At 74.5% G+C, this 15,807-nt stretch carries 17 protein-coding genes; 8 read left to right on the top strand and 9 right to left on the bottom strand.

What is annotated here, in order from left to right:
- Positions 1–104: 104 nt before the first annotated feature.
- Complete coding sequence (locus J4E96_RS18940) at positions 105–785, bottom strand: DUF1684 domain-containing protein (protein ID WP_227423578.1); 681 nt, start codon at positions 783–785, stop codon at positions 105–107.
- A 73-nt stretch (positions 786–858) separates the two neighbouring features.
- On the opposite strand from J4E96_RS18940, the gene J4E96_RS18935 reads away from it, so the two are divergent.
- On the top strand, positions 859–1,806 hold the full coding sequence (locus tag J4E96_RS18935) for an LLM class F420-dependent oxidoreductase (RefSeq protein ID WP_227423577.1): 948 nt from the start codon (positions 859–861) through the stop codon (positions 1,804–1,806).
- Here the strand turns inward: J4E96_RS18935 and J4E96_RS18930 are convergent.
- Complete coding sequence (locus J4E96_RS18930; protein WP_227423576.1) at positions 1,787–3,154, bottom strand: glycosyltransferase 87 family protein; 1,368 nt, start codon at positions 3,152–3,154, stop codon at positions 1,787–1,789. The genes J4E96_RS18935 and J4E96_RS18930 overlap by 20 nt on opposite strands.
- A complete protein-coding gene (locus J4E96_RS18925; RefSeq protein WP_227423575.1) occupies positions 3,155–3,439 on the bottom strand; it encodes a DUF4190 domain-containing protein in 285 nt (94 codons plus the stop codon). It abuts the gene before it with no gap.
- Positions 3,440–3,632: 193 nt separating this feature from the next.
- Between J4E96_RS18925 and J4E96_RS18920 the strand changes: the two genes are divergently transcribed.
- Positions 3,633–4,943: a uracil-xanthine permease family protein gene (locus J4E96_RS18920; protein ID WP_227423574.1), complete on the top strand. Its 1,311-nt coding sequence runs from the start codon at positions 3,633–3,635 to the stop codon at positions 4,941–4,943.
- A gap of 59 nt (positions 4,944–5,002) precedes the next feature.
- Here J4E96_RS18920 and J4E96_RS18915 read toward each other — a convergent pair whose 3' ends face one another.
- The 3 genes from J4E96_RS18915 to J4E96_RS18905 all read right to left on the bottom strand — a co-directional run bounded on the left by J4E96_RS18915 (position 5,003) and on the right by J4E96_RS18905 (position 7,804).
- The gene (locus J4E96_RS18915; RefSeq protein WP_227423573.1) at positions 5,003–5,638 is read right to left on the bottom strand and encodes a LytR C-terminal domain-containing protein; all 636 of its coding nucleotides are present in this window, start codon (positions 5,636–5,638) and stop codon (positions 5,003–5,005) included.
- A gap of 63 nt (positions 5,639–5,701) precedes the next feature.
- A complete protein-coding gene (locus J4E96_RS18910; protein WP_227423572.1) occupies positions 5,702–5,998 on the bottom strand; it encodes a type II toxin-antitoxin system VapB family antitoxin in 297 nt (98 codons plus the stop codon).
- Between the two features lie 120 nt (positions 5,999–6,118).
- The gene (locus tag J4E96_RS18905) at positions 6,119–7,804 is read right to left on the bottom strand and encodes a ribonuclease J (RefSeq protein ID WP_227423571.1); all 1,686 of its coding nucleotides are present in this window, start codon (positions 7,802–7,804) and stop codon (positions 6,119–6,121) included.
- Positions 7,805–7,965: 161 nt separating this feature from the next.
- Between J4E96_RS18905 and J4E96_RS18900 the strand changes: the two genes are divergently transcribed.
- The 4 genes from J4E96_RS18900 (at position 7,966) to J4E96_RS18885 (ending at position 10,903) form a co-directional block, all read left to right on the top strand.
- Positions 7,966–8,796, top strand: coding sequence for a DUF4397 domain-containing protein (locus J4E96_RS18900; protein WP_227423570.1), 831 nt, complete (start codon positions 7,966–7,968; stop codon positions 8,794–8,796).
- A 34-nt stretch (positions 8,797–8,830) separates the two neighbouring features.
- Positions 8,831–9,532 carry a class F sortase gene (locus J4E96_RS18895; RefSeq protein WP_227423569.1) on the top strand — a complete coding sequence of 234 codons (702 nt, stop codon included), beginning with the start codon at positions 8,831–8,833 and terminating at the stop codon, positions 9,530–9,532.
- A gap of 62 nt (positions 9,533–9,594) precedes the next feature.
- Positions 9,595–10,170: an RNA polymerase sigma factor gene (locus J4E96_RS18890; protein ID WP_227423568.1), complete on the top strand. Its 576-nt coding sequence runs from the start codon at positions 9,595–9,597 to the stop codon at positions 10,168–10,170.
- Positions 10,154–10,903 carry an anti-sigma factor gene (locus tag J4E96_RS18885; RefSeq protein ID WP_227423567.1) on the top strand — a complete coding sequence of 250 codons (750 nt, stop codon included), beginning with the start codon at positions 10,154–10,156 and terminating at the stop codon, positions 10,901–10,903. Before J4E96_RS18890 ends, J4E96_RS18885 begins: the two co-directional genes overlap by 17 nt.
- Before the next feature lie 44 nt (positions 10,904–10,947).
- Here the strand turns inward: J4E96_RS18885 and J4E96_RS18880 are convergent, their stop codons facing one another.
- On the bottom strand, positions 10,948–12,429 hold the full coding sequence (locus J4E96_RS18880; protein WP_227423566.1) for a GntP family permease: 1,482 nt from the start codon (positions 12,427–12,429) through the stop codon (positions 10,948–10,950).
- Positions 12,426–12,956 carry a gluconokinase gene (locus J4E96_RS18875; protein WP_227423565.1) on the bottom strand — a complete coding sequence of 177 codons (531 nt, stop codon included), beginning with the start codon at positions 12,954–12,956 and terminating at the stop codon, positions 12,426–12,428. The genes J4E96_RS18880 and J4E96_RS18875 overlap by 4 nt, the downstream gene beginning before the upstream one ends.
- A 149-nt stretch (positions 12,957–13,105) precedes the next feature.
- Between J4E96_RS18875 and J4E96_RS18870 the strand changes: the two genes are divergently transcribed.
- Complete coding sequence (locus J4E96_RS18870) at positions 13,106–13,825, top strand: FadR/GntR family transcriptional regulator (protein WP_227423564.1); 720 nt, start codon at positions 13,106–13,108, stop codon at positions 13,823–13,825.
- Positions 13,826–13,857: 32 nt separating this feature from the next.
- Here the strand turns inward: J4E96_RS18870 and J4E96_RS18865 are convergent, their stop codons facing one another.
- Positions 13,858–14,262, bottom strand: coding sequence for an RNA-binding S4 domain-containing protein (locus tag J4E96_RS18865; protein WP_227423563.1), 405 nt, complete (start codon positions 14,260–14,262; stop codon positions 13,858–13,860).
- Between the two features lie 198 nt (positions 14,263–14,460).
- On the opposite strand from J4E96_RS18865, the gene J4E96_RS18860 reads away from it, so the two are divergent.
- Positions 14,461–15,804 carry a S1C family serine protease gene (locus tag J4E96_RS18860; RefSeq protein ID WP_227423562.1) on the top strand — a complete coding sequence of 448 codons (1,344 nt, stop codon included), beginning with the start codon at positions 14,461–14,463 and terminating at the stop codon, positions 15,802–15,804.
- The last annotated feature ends 3 nt before the right edge of the window (positions 15,805–15,807 follow it).

The following is a 15,807-nucleotide window of genomic DNA, read 5'->3' as shown; positions in this document are numbered from 1 at the left end:
GCGGCGCTCGTGTGGGCGAACGGTCCCCCGAACGGGCCGCGGACCCGCAGATTGCCCACACGCGGGCGTCTGTGAGCAGATCGCCCACACTCGGCGGGAGCGGGCTAGTCGACGGCCGGGGCGACCCGTTCCCCGACCGGGACCGCCGCCGCGAGCACGTTGCCGCGCGGCGCGAGCGGGCACGCCCACTGCGGGTCGTAGGCGCACGACGGGTTGTACGCGAAGTTCAGGTCGACGACGAGGCCGTCCGGCGGGACCGGGCCGAGGTCGGCCCCCTTGATCGTGTCGAGCACGTACCGGCCGCCCCCGTACGTGCCGCCGTCGGTGCCCGCGAGCGCGTCCTTCACCGGCACGAAGACTCCGCCGCCGTAGCTGCGCAGCCGCCAGACGTCGAGCGCCCCGAGCGCCCCGAGCCGGACGAGGCCGATCCGCTCGAACGGCACGAGCCCGTCCGTGCCGGTCTCGGCCTCGAACCGCGCGGGCGGGGCCGGCTCGACGGCTACCTCGAACCGGAAGGCCGGGTCGTACGCGGGCACGGGCAGCCCGGTGAAGCGGGCGCGGTCGTCCGCCAGCAGCGGCGACGCCGGGTGGGTCGCGAACAGCTCGTCGCGGGCCTGCACCCAGGCGCGGTGCGCCCCGGCGGGGTCCCGCGCCGCGAGGCGGCGGACCTCGCGGTAGCTCTGCGCGGTCCGACGGCGCCAGTCGAGCACCTCGAGCACCGTGGCTGCCGGTAGGGGTGCCGCGGGAAGGGGTGCCGCGGGAAGGCGGGCTGGGGGAGTGGTCACCCTTCCAGGCTGCCACCCGGACGGTCCGGCGGCCCGGCGGCGGTACCGGCTCCGGCGTGGAAGGGTTGCCCACATGGACCTCCGCATCTTCACCGAGCCCCAGCAGGGCGCGAGCTACGACGACCTGCTCGCCGTCGCGCGCGCGACCGAGACGCTCGGCTTCGACGCCTTCTTCCGCTCCGACCACTTCCAGCGGATGGGCGACGGCGACCCGCTGCCTGGCCCGACGGACGCATGGACGACCCTCGCCGGGCTCGCGCGCGAGACGTCGCGGATCCGGCTCGGCACCCTCGTCACCTCGGCGACCTTTCGCCACCCGGGCGTGCTCGCGGTCCAGGTCGCGCAGGTCGACCAGATGTCCGGCGGCCGGGTCGAGCTCGGGCTCGGGGCCGGCTGGTTCGCCGCCGAGCACGCCGCCTACGGCATCCCGTTCCCCGCGAAGCGGTTCGGCCTGCTCACCGAGCAGCTCGAGGTGCTCACCGGGCTGTGGGGCACCCCGGTCGGCGAGCGCTTCGACCACGCGGGCGAGCACTACACGCTGACCGACTCCCCGGCGCTGCCCAAGCCCGTGCAGGCATCGCCGCTCGACCCGGCGCGGGCGGGCGTCCCGATCATCGTCGGGGGCAACGGACCGAAGCGCACGCCCGCGCTCGCGGCCCGGTTCGCCGCCGAGTACAACGCGGCGTTCCCGGCCAAGGCCGACATCGCGACGCGGTTCGCGACCGTGCGCGCGGCGTGCGAGAGCATCGGCCGCGACCCCGACTCGCTCGTCTACTCGGTCGCGCTCGTGCTGTGCGCGGGGGCGACCGATGCCGAGGTCGCGCGCCGGGCGGCGGCGATCGGACGGGAGCCGGCCGAGCTGCGCGCGAACGGCGTCGCCGGGACCACCGCGGAGGTGGTCGACACCCTCGGGGCCCTCGGCGAGCTGGGCGCGTCCCGGGTGTACCTGCAGGTGCTCGACCTGCACGACCTCGACCACCTCGACCTGGTGGCGCGCGAGGTCATGCCGGCGCTGGCGTGACCTGCGCCCGGCGCGCCGGGGAACGCGCGAGCAGGACGCACACGCCCGCCAGCAGCGCGACGAGGCCGACGTTGCGCAGCGCGAGGACCGCCGTCACCGCGGGGCTGCCCGCGAGCAGCGCCGGGTAGGCCGTCGGGAAGACGACCTGCGTGAGCGCGGCGATCACGAGCACGCCCGCCGCGACCCGGCGCAGCGCCGCGGGGCTCGAGGTCAGGCCGCCGCTGGCGTCCGCGCCGTCAGGGTCCGCGCCGCCCGCGTGGGCCCCGCGGGCCGCCAGCGCGACGACGATCGGCGGCGCGAGCCAGCCGATGTACTGCGGGCTGCCGACCTTGTTGACCACGATCAGCAGCGTCGCGAGCGCGAGCGACCCCCACAGGACGACGTCCAGGGGTCGCGCCCTCGCCCGCCAGAGCAGCGCGCCGAGCGCCAGCACGGCCAGCGGCAGTGCGACGTCGAGCGCGCGCGCCGCCGCGGCCGTGCCCGGCCCGACGATCTCCCAGGTGATGAGCTCGTCGTTGAGAACGACGGCGACGTCGTCGCGCACGAGGGAGGCCAGCACCCACCCGGTCGCCGCCACGGCCTCGACCTGGAGGCCGCGGGCGTCCTGGGTGAACAGGAAGCTGGCCACGTGGCGCAGCCCGCCGCCCGCCGCGACCGCGCCGACGACGCCGGCGCACATAAGCGCCGCGGGCACGACGACGTCGCGGACGGGCCGGCGGACCGTGAGCAGGAGCGGCACGAGCAGGACCCCGGGCGCGACCTTGATCCACGCGCCGGCCGTCAGCAGCGCCGCGGCGACCCGCGGTCGGCGCGCCGCGACAAGCAGCGCCACGACGACGATCGGCGCGAGGATCGCGTCGATGCGTCCCATCGCGACCGGCCCGAGCAGCACGAGGAACGCGAGCCACCACCAGGCCGCGCGGCGACCGCCCGGCAGGTCGGCGCCGGGTCGCCGCCGCTCGGCCGCCCGGGCCCCGTGCAGCAGCAGCGCGACGGCCGCGGCGTCGAGCGCGGTGACCAGCGCGGACCATCCGAGCGCGTACCCGACGGTGGACGTCGTGCTGATCGCCGCCGGCACCAGCATCGGGAGCAGGGCCCCGGCTGGGTAGACCCAGGGCCCGTCGAGCACGGGCCAGCCGCCGCCAGCGAGGCCGAGCGCGACCCAGTACCGGTAGAGGTCGACGTCGTAGAACGCGCGCGCGGGGATCAGCGCCACCCCCACGTACGCGAGCCAGGCGTGCACCGCGAAGAACGCGGGCCAGAGCGCGCCGTCCGCCCAGCGCGGCGCACCGGCCCAGCGCCGCACCCCCGGACGGCGCCCGCCGCCAGGGCCCCCTGCCTCGGTCATCTAGGCGGTGCCGCTTCTGACGACGACCAGCCCGAGGAAGGCGACCGCGAGCACGAGCGTGAGGCCGAGCGCGAGGTACCCGAGCCAGAGGCCGGCCCGCGCGAAGCCCGTGCCGTCCTCGCCCGAGGTGCGCAGCTGCCGGAGCGCGAGATGCCCGGTGACGACCGCGGCGACCGACCCGAAGAACGGCACGAGGCTGAACCCGCACAGGCCCGCGACCAGCGAGATCACGGCGAGCGGGTTGGTCCGGGCGGGCGGGGGCGCGGCGGGGGGCGGATCGGTCATGTCGAGTGCCTTTCGCGATGCCCACAGGTGCGGTTCTCGCCCGAGCGTGACCCGGAGCATGACCCGAGCATGACACAGCGGCGCGGCCCGCCATGGCGGGTCGCTACCCTTCCTCTGGTCGCTCTCGCCCGCATTCGGCGGCCCGTCCGGCGCGCACCCCGCTCGCCGCGATCGGCGAGCAGGGAGTTTTCGGATGAGCCGCTTCGGATGGCGTCTGCACGGCAACGGTCGCACGATCTCCCCGGGCGAGGTGGTCGGGCCCGACGAGCGCCTGAGCTGGCCGCGCACTGTCGGCATCGGCCTCCAGCACGTCGTCGCCATGTTCGGGGCGACGTTCCTCGTCCCGATCCTCACCGGGTTCTCACCCGCGACGACCCTCTTCTTCTCGGCCGTCGGCACGGTCGCTTTCCTGCTCATCACCGGCAACAAGCTGCCGAGCTACCTCGGCTCAAGCTTCGCGTTCATCGCCCCGATCAGCGCCGCGATGGCCTCCGGCGGCGAGTCCGTCGCGCTCGGCGGGGTGCTCATGACCGGGGTGCTGCTCGCGCTCGTCGGCCTGCTCGTGCACGTCGCCGGGTCACGCTGGATCGACCTCGTCATGCCGCCCGTGGTGACCGGGACGATCGTCGCGTTGATCGGCCTGAACCTCGCGCCGTCGGCGTGGGGGAACGTCGAGAAGGCGCCGGTCACGGCGCTCATCACGCTTGCCGTGATCATCGGCGCGAGCGTGTTCTTCCGCGGGATGCTCGGGCGCCTCGCGATCCTGGTCGGCGTCGTCGTCGGCTACGCGGTCGCCTCGGTGCGCGGCGAGGTCGACTACGCGCTCGTGCGTGCGGCCGACTGGGTGGGCCTGCCGGAGTTCACCGCCCCGAGCTTCGACCTTTCGGTCCTCGGGCTGTTCCTGCCGGTCGTCTTCGTCCTGATCGCCGAGAACGTGGGGCACGTGAAGTCGGTCGCGGCGATGACGGGCAAGGAGCTGGACCCGGTCATCGGGCGCGCGCTGTTCGCCGACGGCATCGCGACGACGCTCGCCGGCCTGGGCGGCGGTTCGGGCACCACGACCTACGCCGAGAACATCGGCGTGATGGCCGCGACCCGGGTGTACTCCACGGCGGCGTACTGGGTCGCGGCGGGCGGGGCCCTCGTGCTGAGCCTGTCGCCGAAGTTCGGCGAGCTCGTCGCGACGATCCCCGCGGGCGTGCTCGGCGGCGCGACCACGATGCTCTACGGCATGATCGGCGTGCTCGGCGCGCGCATCTGGGTGCAGGCGCGGGTCGACTTCTCGGACCCGGTCAACCTCACCACCGCGGCGGTCGCGCTCGTGGTCGGCGTCGCGAACTTCACCTTCACGGCCGGTGACCTGGCGTTCGAGGGCATCGCGCTCGGCACGGCCGCGGCGATCGGTATCTACCACGTGATGCGGTCGATCTCGCGCTGGCGCGGGACGAGCCAGGAGCCTGCCAGCCCCGACTACGTCGCCGGCGCGGCGCGCCTCGACGGGTAGCCGGCCGGTGCTGAGTCGGCTGCCTGGTCAGCCGGCCGCTTGGTCAGGCGACTGCTTGGTCAGGCGGCGGGCTCGGTCGCCGCGACCGGCGCGGGGGCCGGGACGGCGTCGGACAGCGCGATGCAGTTCGCCGAGCCGGTGAGCGGAGCGGCCGGGTCGAGCACGACGGCGGCGGGGTCGAGCAGGTTGAGGTAGTCGGCGCCGACGGCGAGGTCGACCGTCGCGTCCTCGCGGGCGTCGAGCACCAGGACTGGCCCGTCGAGCTGGGCGGCCAGGGTGTAGGCGGCGCCGATCCCCGCGGCGCCGAAGCTGATCCGCGCGGTCCCGCTGACCGAGGTCGGGGAGTTGCCGGTGCCGAGCACGACGAACCCGCGCTCGGTCAGGGCGGTCGAGGTCTCGGTGGCGAGGCCCGCGCGCGAGGTGCCGTTGAGGACGTTGACCTGGACGCTGCCGTACGCGACCGGCAGCGTGCCCTCCGGCGGGCATGGCGCGGCGGCGACGCTGGACTCGGGGTCGGGCTCCGCGGTGCTGAACCCGCGGGAGAAGGGCGAGCCGACGGCGCCGGTGAAGACGGCGATCCCGCCGAGGGCGGCCACGGCCAGACCCGCGACGAGCCCGCCGAACAGCACGGCCTGGCGTTCGCGCCGGTGCCGACGCCGCAGGGCCCGGTCGCGATCGATCGCCTGTGCGTTCACTCGCTGAACTTAGCGGATCGCGGCGCGCGCCCCGACCGGTCTGCCGCGCGGGCGCGCCGCCCGCTACGTGATGACGAGCACACGGGCGTGCAGGATAGGTCGCTGGTGCAGGGCGGCGCGGACCGCGCGGTGCAGCCCGTCCTCGAGGTACAGGACGCCCTTGTACTGCACGACGTGCGCGAACAGGTCCCCGTAGAACGTCGAGTCGTCCGACAGCAGGCTGTCGAGGTTCAGCGTCTTCTTGGTCGTGACGAGCTCATCGAGCCGGACCTGGCGCGGTGACACCTGGGCCCACTGCTTGGGCGTCACGAGGCCATGGTCGGGGTACGGGCGCCCTTCGCCCACGGCCTTGAAGATCACGCCGGTCAGTGTAGATCGAGACGCGGGTCATTGCGTCATGTGACACGCGCGTCACCTGACTGCCAGGCGGTGACGGTGGCCGTTGTGACCACCGTCACCGCTCGTTCGGATGGCGCCGTCTCAGGCCTCGATCACGACCGGGATGATGACGGGCGTCCGGCGGCTCGTGCGCTGGAACCACCGGCTCACGGCGCGGTCGATGAGCCGCTCGAGGTCGCTGAACTCGCGGACCCCGTCTGCGGCCGCCTTGACGAGCGCCTCCCGGATCACGGGCACGAGGGCGTCGAACGACGAGGCGTCGTGAACGAACCCGCGGGTGAGGAAGTCGGGCTCCTCGCTGAGCTTGCCGGACTGCGGGTCGATCAGCACGACGATCGTGACGACGCCGTCCTCGGCCAGGGCGCGGCGGTCGCTGAGGGAGGTCTCTGTGACGGTGCCGACGGTCATGCCGTCGACGTACACGAGCCCGGCCGGGACCTTGCCGACGACCGAGACCTTGCCGTTGACGAGGTCGAGCACGGTGCCGTCCTCGGCGATGAACGCGTTCTCGGGCTTGACTCCGGTGGAGATCGCGAGGTCCGCGTTGGCCCGCAGGTGGCGGGACTCGCCGTGGATCGGCAGCGCGTGGCGCGGCTTGATGATGTTGTAGCAGTACACAAGCTCGCCAGCGGCGGCGTGGCCGGAGACGTGCACCTTGGCGTTGCCCTTGTGCACGACGTTGGCGCCGAGGCTGACCAGCCCGTTGATGACCCGGTAGATGGCGTTCTCGTTGCCGGGGATGAGCGAGCTCGCGAGCAGGACGGTGTCGCCCTCGCCGATGCGGATGACGTGGTCGCCGTTCGCCATCCGGGCGAGCGCGGCCATCGGCTCGCCCTGCGAGCCGGTCGCGATGAGCGTGACCTTCTTGTCGGGCATGCCGTCGAGCGCCTTGAAGTCGACGACCAGCCCGCGCGGCACGTTGAGGTAGCCGAGGTCGCGCGCGATGCCCATGTTGCGGACCATCGAGCGCCCGACGAACGCGACCTTGCGGCCGTTGGCGTGGGCGGCGTCGAGCACCTGCTGGATCCGGTGCACGTGGCTCGCGAAGCTCGAGACGATGATCCGGCGCGGGGCGTTGCGGAAGGCCGCCTCGATGGCCGGGCCGAGGTCCTGCTCGGACGCGACGAAGCCGGGGACCTCGGCGTTGGTCGAGTCGGCCATGAACAGGTCGACGCCCTCCGCACCCAGGCGCGCGAACGCGCGCAGGTCGGTGATCCGGCCGTCGAGCGGGAACTGGTCCATCTTGAAGTCGCCGGTGCCGAGCACGAGGCCGGCCTTGGTGCGGATGGCGACCGCGAGGCCGTCGGGGATCGAGTGGTTCACCGCGATGAACTCGATGTCGAAGGGCCCGAACTTGCGCCGGTCGCCCTCCTTGACCTGGACGGTCTTCGGGCGGATCCGGTGCTCCTTGAGCTTGGCCTCGATGAAGGCCAAGGTCAGCTCGGAGCCGACGACGGGGATGTCCGCGCGCTCCTTGAGCAGGTACGGCACGCCGCCGATGTGGTCCTCGTGGCCGTGCGTCAGGACGACGGCCTCGATCTTGTCGAGGCGGTCCCGGATCCACGTGAAGTCGGCGAGGATGACGTCGACGCCCGGCTGGTGCTCCTCGGGGAACAGGACGCCGCAGTCGACGATGAGGAGACGGCCCTCGTGCTCGAAGACGGTCATGTTGCGACCGATCTCGCCGAGTCCGCCGAGGGGGACGATGCGAAGCCCCCCCTTCGGGAGAGGGGGCGGCGTCTTGAGGTCGGTTTGGGTGGGGCTCATGAACTCCAGATTACTGGAGCATTGCGGTCCCTATTGTCACAGGCCCGGCCGACGACGTCGCGCGCCGGTGCATCCGTGCGCGCCCGGCCGGCCGTAGAGGGGGTGTCAGCAGTTCCGAGGCCGCGGGCGGGACAGCCCGGGGCAGGTCACAGGAGAAAGCCATGCGCACTCGACTCATCATCGCCGGCGGCGCCGCCGGCCTCATGCTCGCCCTCGCCGGGGCGGTCCCGGCCGGGGCCGCGACCGCGGGCAACGCCTCGCTGTCCGTGCTGCACGCCGTGCCCGGCCTCACCGTCGACGTGTACGTCAACGGTGAGCGGACGCTCGACGACTTCACGCCGGGCAGTCTTGCCGGGCCGCTCGACCTGCCGCCCGGGACGTACACGGTCGCGATCACCGCGGCCGACGCCGCCGACGCGAGCGCCCCCGCGATCGGCCCGATCGACCTGCCGCTCGCCGCCGACATGAACTACACCGCCGTCGCCCACCTCGACGCCGCCGGCGCGCCGACCGCGACGCTGTTCACCAACGACATCTCGACCACCGCGGCCGGCCAGGGTCGGCTCACGGCCCGGCACACCGCCGCGGCGCCCGCCGTGGACGTGCTCGCGGGCGGCTCGCCCGTGATCTCCGGGCTCGTCAACCCGCAGGAGGAGGTGCTCAACCTGCCCGCCGGCACCATCTCGGCGGCCGTCGCCGCCGCCGGCACGACCGCGCCGGTCATCGGGCCGGCCGACGTCAACGTCGCCGAGGGCGTCAACACGATCGTCTACGCGTGGGGCAGCCTCGAAGCCGGCAACCTGCAGCTCGCGGTGCAGACGATCTCGGGGCTGCACTCAGCCCCGGGGGGCGTGCCGTCCGGCGAGCTGGGCCTCGCGGCCACGCCGACGTCGTCGGCCCCGGTCCTGCTCGGCGCGGCGCTGCTCGTGGCGGCCGCCGGCGCGGCGCTCGCCGGTCGGCGGCGCGTCGCGGCCACGGGGGCCCGGGGCTGACGGGCGCGGCAGCGGGACGGTAGGAGCGGACGCGATGGCACCCGGCAGCCCCGCCCGGCGGCGCGGCTGCCGGGCTGCCGTCGCGGTCCTGCTCGCCGCCGCTCTCACCGGCGGGCTCGGGGCCTGCGGCGCCGGCCCGGCGCCCGCACCTGGCTCCCCGCCCGCAGCCACACCCGCGACGCCGACGCCGACGCCGTCCCCGTCACCTCCCGACGGACCCGAGCCGACGCCCGTCGCCGTCGTTCGCGCTGACCTCGCCGCCGCCGCGGCGCCGGGCACCGTCGCGCCCGTCGCCCTGACGATCGCGGCGCTCGGCCTCGAGGTCCCGGTCGACCCGGTCGGCGTCGCGCCCGACGGGCAGATGGAGATCCCGCCGCTCGCCGAGCGCGCCGGGTGGTACCGGTTCGGGGCCGCGCCGGGCGAGCCCGCCGGCACTGCGGTGATCGCGGCGCACGTCGACTCGGTCGCGTCCGCGGGCCTCGGCCCGTTCGCCCGGCTCGGGGACGCGGCGCCGGGCGACGCCGTCGACGTCGTCCTCGCGGACGGCTCGACGCTTCGCTACACCGTGACTGCCGTCGAGCGCATGGCGAAGCCCGCCGTCGCCTGGGCCGACGTGTTCCGCCGGGACGGATCGGCGCGGCTGATCCTCGTCACCTGCGGCGGCACGTTCGCGCGTGACGCGGGTCGCTATTCCGATAATGTCATCGTCACGAGCGAACCGGCCGGCCAGCGATGAATGCGCTGCTCAGCTCGACGCCCGCCGCACCCGCCCCGCCGAGGAGGAGCCACCTGTCGACCTTGGCGTCCCGCGGATCGCTCCCACGGCCCGCTACGTGGACCGAGGAGGCGCTCGGCGCCGCGCTCGTGGCGGGGGACGAGCTGGCTCTCGCCGAGGCGTACCGGCGCTGGTCGGCGTACGTGCACACGCTCGCGCTGCGGTCGCTGCGCGACGTCGCGGAGGCCGAGGACGTGACCCAGCAGGTGTTCGTGAACGCGTGGCGCGGGCGCACCGGGTTCGACCCCGGCCGCGCGCCGCTGCCGGCGTGGCTGACCGGGATCGCGCGGCACGCGATCGCGGACGCCCACGTCCGGCGGGCCAGGGAGCGCCGGGGCGCGCTCGCCGCGGCGGCCGCCGCCCCGGCCGAGCCGGAGCTCGAGGCCGTCGCGGTGGCCGACCGTGTGACCGTGACCGAGGAGCTGGCCCGGCTGGGCGAGCCGCAGCGCACGATCCTGGCGCTGGCGTTCTACGAGGACCTCACGCACGATCAGATCTCCGCGCGGCTGGAGCTGCCGCTCGGGACAGTCAAGAGCCACATCAGGCGAAGCCTGCTGCGCCTGCGCGACCGGTTGGAGGTGGATGGTGGAGCACGTTGACCCGGAGGTCCTCGCGCTCGCCGCGCTCGGCGAGCCCGTCGCCGACGTCGCACGGGACCATCTCGCCGTGTGCGCGACGTGCGCCGCCGAGGTGGCCTCGCTCAGCGCCGTCGTGGCGGCGGGCCGGTCCGCGCCCGCCGCCGGGTTGCTCGTCGCGCCGTCGGCCGTGGTGTGGGACCGCATCCGCGCCGAGCTCGAGCTGTCCGCGGGGCTCGACCCCGAGAGCGGGCGCCCGGGCGAGGAGGCCGAGGCGGCGCCGGAGCCGGCGCTCGCGCCGGTCGTGCCGCTGCGCCGTCGGCGGCCCTGGATCGCCACGGCCGCGGCTGCCGCCGGGCTCGTCATCGGCGGCGCGGCGGGCACGTGGTGGGCGACCGGGCCGGATCGCGACGAGACGACGCCCGCCGTCGTCGCGCGGGCGGAGCTCGACCCGCTGCCCGGCTGGGACGCGAGCGGCACGGCGAGCGTCGAGCGCGCGGCGGACGGGAGCCGGGTGCTCGTCGTCACGGTCGACGGCGCGGCGAAGGCCGGCGACTTCCGCGAGGTGTGGCTGCTCGACCCCGACGTCACGCAGCTCGTGAGCCTCGGGATCCTGCAGGGTTCCGAGGGCCGGTTCACCGTGCCGGACGGGCTCGACCTCGCCGCCCTGCCCGTCGTCGACGTCTCGGAGGAGGCGTTGGACGGGGATCCGGCGCACTCGGGCGACAGCGTGGTGCGCGGGGTCCTGGGGGCCTGACCCCGCGCACCGCCGTCGGGCGCGCGGGGTCAGCGCCACTCGGGTCAGATGAAGATCCCGAGCACCATCACGAGCAGCAGGCCGGCGACCGAGATGACGGTCTCCATCACGGACCAGCTCTTGATCGTCTCGCCGACCGACAGGCCGAAGTACTCCTTGACGAGCCAGAAGCCGGCGTCGTTGACGTGGCTGAAGAACAGCGACCCGGAGCCGATGGCGAGCACGAGGAGCGAGGTCTCACCCGTCGACAGCGTGAGCGCGAGCGGCGCGAGGATGCCCGACGCCGTCACGGTCGCGACGGTGGCCGATCCGGTCGCGAGGCGGATGAGCACCGCGACGACCCAGGCCAGCAGGAGCGGAGAGACGCTGCTGCCCGCGATCGCGTCGGCGAGCACGCCGCCGATGCCGGTGTCGACCAGCGTCTGCTTGAACCCGCCGCCGGCGGCGACGATGAGCAGGATGCCGGCGATCGGCGGCAGCGACTTCTCGATCGAGGTGGCGATCTCGCCGAGCTTCATGCCCGAGCCGCGCCCGAACGTGAACATCGCGACGAACACGGCGAGCAGCAGCGCGATGAGCGGCGTCCCGAGGAAGTCGAGGGCGGCGCGGACGCTGCTGCCCTCGGCGAGGAAGATGTCGACGAGCGCCTTGCCCATCATGAGCACGACCGGGAGCAGGACCGTGGCGAGCGTCGTCGTGAACGACGGGCGGCGCGTGCCGGCGTCGGTCGCGTCGGCGCTGGTGGCGTCAGTGCCGGCGCCTGTCGTCGTGGCGGTGGCCGAGGACATCGGGGCGACGGCCGCCGGGGCGCCCGCGGGCACGAACAGCGCCGGCGCGGAGACCGGGACCCAGCGGCCGACGTACTTCGCGAGGACGGGACCGGCGAGGGCGACGACCGGGATTGCGATGAGCACGCCGAGGGCCATGGTGACGCCGAGGTTGGCGTCGAGCGCGGCGATCGCGACGAGCGGGCCGGGGTGCGGCGGGACGAGCCCGTGCATGACGGACAGGCCCGCGAGGGCGGGCAGGCCGATCCGCATGAGCGGCAGGCCCGAGCGGCGCGCGACGACCAGGATGATCGGGATCAGCAGCACGAGCCCGATCTCGAAGAACATCGGCAGGCCGATGAGCGCGCCGACGAGCGCCATGGCCCACGGCAGCGTGCGCGGCGTGGCGCGGTTGATGATGGTGTCGGCGATCTGGTCGGCGCCGCCCGAGTCGGCGAGCAGCCGCCCGAACATCGCGCCGAGCGCGATCAGCGTGCCGACGCTGGCGACGGTCGCGCCCACGCCCGTGCTGTAGCTCGCGAGCGCGTCCTTGAGCTCCATGCCGCCGAGCGCGCCGACGGTGATGGAGCCGACCGTCAGGGCGAGGAACGGATGCAGCTTGAGCTGGGTGATGAGCAGCACGATGACCGCGATGCCCACGAGCGCCGCGACGATGAGCTGGGTGCTGCCGGCGCTGCTGAGCGCCTCGGTGGCAGCCTGCACGGTCGAGTTCAGGGTGGTGCTCAAGGTCGTGCTCATGGGCGGGCTCCGGGATTCGTGAGCGAGGCGGCGAAGGAGGCGACGATCTCGTCCACGGGTGCGGTCAGGTCGAGAACCCGGCCGCGCTCGTCCGCCTCGAGCGCCTCGAGGGTCTCGAGCTGGGACGTGATGAGGGACGCGGGCATGAAGTGCCCGGGCCGCTCGGCGACGCGCTGGGTGAGCACGGCGGGATCGCCGGCCAGGTGCAGGAGCTCGAGGCGGGGCGCGGCGGACCGCAGCACGTCGCGGTAGCGCCGCCGCAGCGCGGAGCAGCCGACGACGGCGCCGGTCGCGTCGTGCTCGGCCAGCCAGGCGCCGATCGCCAGGAGCCAAGGCGCCCGGTCGTCGTCGTCGAGCGGGTGGCCCGACGCCATCTTGGCGACGCTCGCCTCGCTGTGGAACGTGTCGGCGTCGGCGTAGGGGACGCCGAGGCGGTCGGCGAGCGCCTGGCCGACGGTCGTCTTGCCCGATCCCGACACACCCATGACGACGACCAGTGGTCGTTGGTCATTCGCGTGGTTGCTCATGTGACTCTCCTCGGCAATGAGGTCCCCTGAGGGGCAGGCCAGCGGTGGCCCCGTCCACCATGAGCCAATCATGTGATGAAAGCAAGTTGAAGCTTCTTTTGATGTGATGTAACCGGGTGAACCGGGCCGCTGTGGGGCAAGATAGCCGGGTGAGAACCCAGGTCGACGAGTCGCAGAGCGGCCTACACGAGCGTGTGCTGGCGCAGCTCGGGCCCGCGATCGTGGCCGGCGAGCCGGCCGAGGGCGCGGTGCTGACCATCGACGAGATCGCCGCCGGGCACGGCGTCTCGCGAACGGTCGCCCGCGACGTCGTCAAGGTGCTCGAGTCGCTGCAGCTCGTCTCGACGCGCCGCCGGATCGGCGTCACGGTCCGGCCCCGGGCGCAGTGGAACGTGTTCGACCCGCGCCTGATCCGCTGGCGGCTCGCCGGGCCCGATCGCGCGCTGCAGCTGCGCACGCTGAGCGAGCTGCGGCACGGCGTCGAGCCGATCGCCGCGTCGCTCGCCGCCGCGAACGCGAGCCCCGAGCAGTGCGGCGCGCTGACCGCGGCCGTGATCGGGATGTCCGTGACCGGCCGCCGCGGCGCGCTCGAGGAGTATCTGCAGTACGACATGGCGTTCCACCGCACGCTGCTCGCCGCCTCGGGGAACGACATGTTCGCGGCGCTCGCGGGCGTCGTCGGGGAGGTCCTGGCGGGCCGGACGCATCACGACCTCATGCCGGCGCACCCCGAGCCCGCGGCGATCCGGCTGCACGCCGACATCGCGGAGGCGGTCGCGTCGGGGGACGCGGCGGGGGCGGGCCGGGCGATGAAGGCGATCGTCGACGAGGCCCAGCAGGCGATGGCGGCGGCGTTCCCCACGTTCTGACGCCGCCCCCCGGGCCGTGCGCGGGAACGCGGTTAGTCGCGGGGTTCGGGGTGGGGGTCTCGGCCGCGGAGCTTGTCGATGTCGCGGCGTTCGCGCTTGGTGGGCCGGCCGGCGCCCCGCTCACGCTGGGCGGCGAGCGCGACGTGCTCGCGCGGGGGCGGCGGCGGGGTGTGGTCGACGAAGCACTCGGCGGCGGCGACCGCGCCGACCCGCTTCTCGATGACACGGGCGACCTCGACGATCCGCTCGGGCCCGTCGCCGCGGACCCGCACCTCGTCGCCGACGTGGACGGCGGTCGCGGGCTTGGCCCGGTCGCCGTTGACGCGGATGTGACCGGCGCGGCAGGCGGCCGCCGCCTGCGCGCGGGTTCGGGTCAGCCGGACCACCCAGACCCAGCGGTCGACCCGGGTGGTCGCGGGGGCACCGGCTGTGGTCACGGGACGAGCGTAGGCGTCGGCGCGCGCGGCCGGGTCACCCGCGCGCGGCTCGACCCGATCCGGCACCACGCGGCCGGGTCTCGCGCGGCGCGCGAATCCGTGCGCTCTGCCCAGCCCCCTCACAGCCGACTCCCGGACTGGCGCCGTTGACTCGTCCTACCGGCACCACCGCGGGGCCGGGTCAGCTGGAGGATTCTCATGGACGACAACGACGACCGGATCCCGGTCCCTGAGGTCAACGGCCACGCGCTGGGCCTGCCCACCGACCCGGCGTCCGCCACGGCGACAGCCCCCACCGCCGCGACAGCCCGTACCGCCGGGACCGATCGGCCCGCACGGCGTCGGCGGGTGTTCGCCGCCGGGGCGGCCGGGCTCGCGCTCGCGGTCGGGCTGTTCGCCGGCGGCGTCGCGTGGGCGGGCGGATGGGGGGACGCCGCGAGCACCTCCGCGGCCGCGAGCACCTCCGCGGCCGCGAGCACCGACCAGGACTCGGCCGCGGCCCGCACGGCGGAGCCCGCGCCGAGCGAGGGCTTCGGCCCCGGCTCGGGCACCTCCCCGTACCCGGGCTCCGACACCGACACCCTGCCTTCGCGCCCGACGACGCTCGGCGGGACGAGCACGACGGACGCGACGGCGGCGTCGGCGGCGCAGCAGGTCGGCATCGTGACCATCACGACCGTGCTCGGGTACGACGGCGCGGAGGCCGCCGGGACGGGCATCGTGCTCACCGCGGACGGCGAGATCCTCACGAACAACCACGTCATCGAGGGATCGACCGAGATCCAGGTGACCGTCGAGTCCACCGGCGAGGTCTACGCCGCGACGGTCGTCGGCACGGACGCGACCGCCGACGTCGCGGTGCTCCAGCTCGACGGCGCGAGCGGCCTGGCGACGGCTCCCCTCGACGCCGACGGCGCGACCGTGGGCGAGGCGATCACCGCGATCGGCAACGCCGAGGGCGGCGGCGACCTGCTCGCCGCGGCGGGCACGATCACCGCGCTCGACCAGGCGATCACGACCCAGAGCGAGGCGTCGACCCAGGGCCAGGACCTCATGGGCCTCATCCAGCTCGACGCCGACGTCGTCTCGGGCGACTCGGGCGGCGCGGTGCTCGACGCCGACGGCGAGGTCGTGGGGATGACGACGGCGGCGTCGTCGGGCTCGAGCGACATCACCGGGTTCGCGATCGAGATCGACACCGCGCTCGAGGTCGCGGCGCAGATCACCTCGGGGGTCGAGACCGACACCGTGACGATCGGGTACCCGGCGTTCCTGGGCGTCGGCCTGCAGGCCGCGACGTCGACGACCGGCGGCGCCGTGCTCGCCGGGGTGTACGAGGACACCCCGGCGGCGGGCGCCGGGCTCGTCGCGGGTGACGCGATCACCGCCGTCGACGGCGTCGCGGTCGACTCGGGCGACACCCTCGCCGCGCTGCTCGGCGGCTACGAGCCCGGCGACCAGGTGAGCCTCACGTGGACGGTCGCGGCGACCGGGGCGACCCAGACCGCAACGGTCACCCTGATCGCCGGCCCGGCCGCCTGAGAC

Origin of the sequence: Pengzhenrongella sicca, from assembly GCF_017569225.1 — a bacterium.
Taxonomy (GTDB): Bacteria; Actinomycetota; Actinomycetes; order Actinomycetales; family Cellulomonadaceae; genus Pengzhenrongella; species Pengzhenrongella sicca.
Note: the sequence above shows the minus strand (reverse complement) of the source record. Positions and strands in the feature narration are given on the sequence as shown.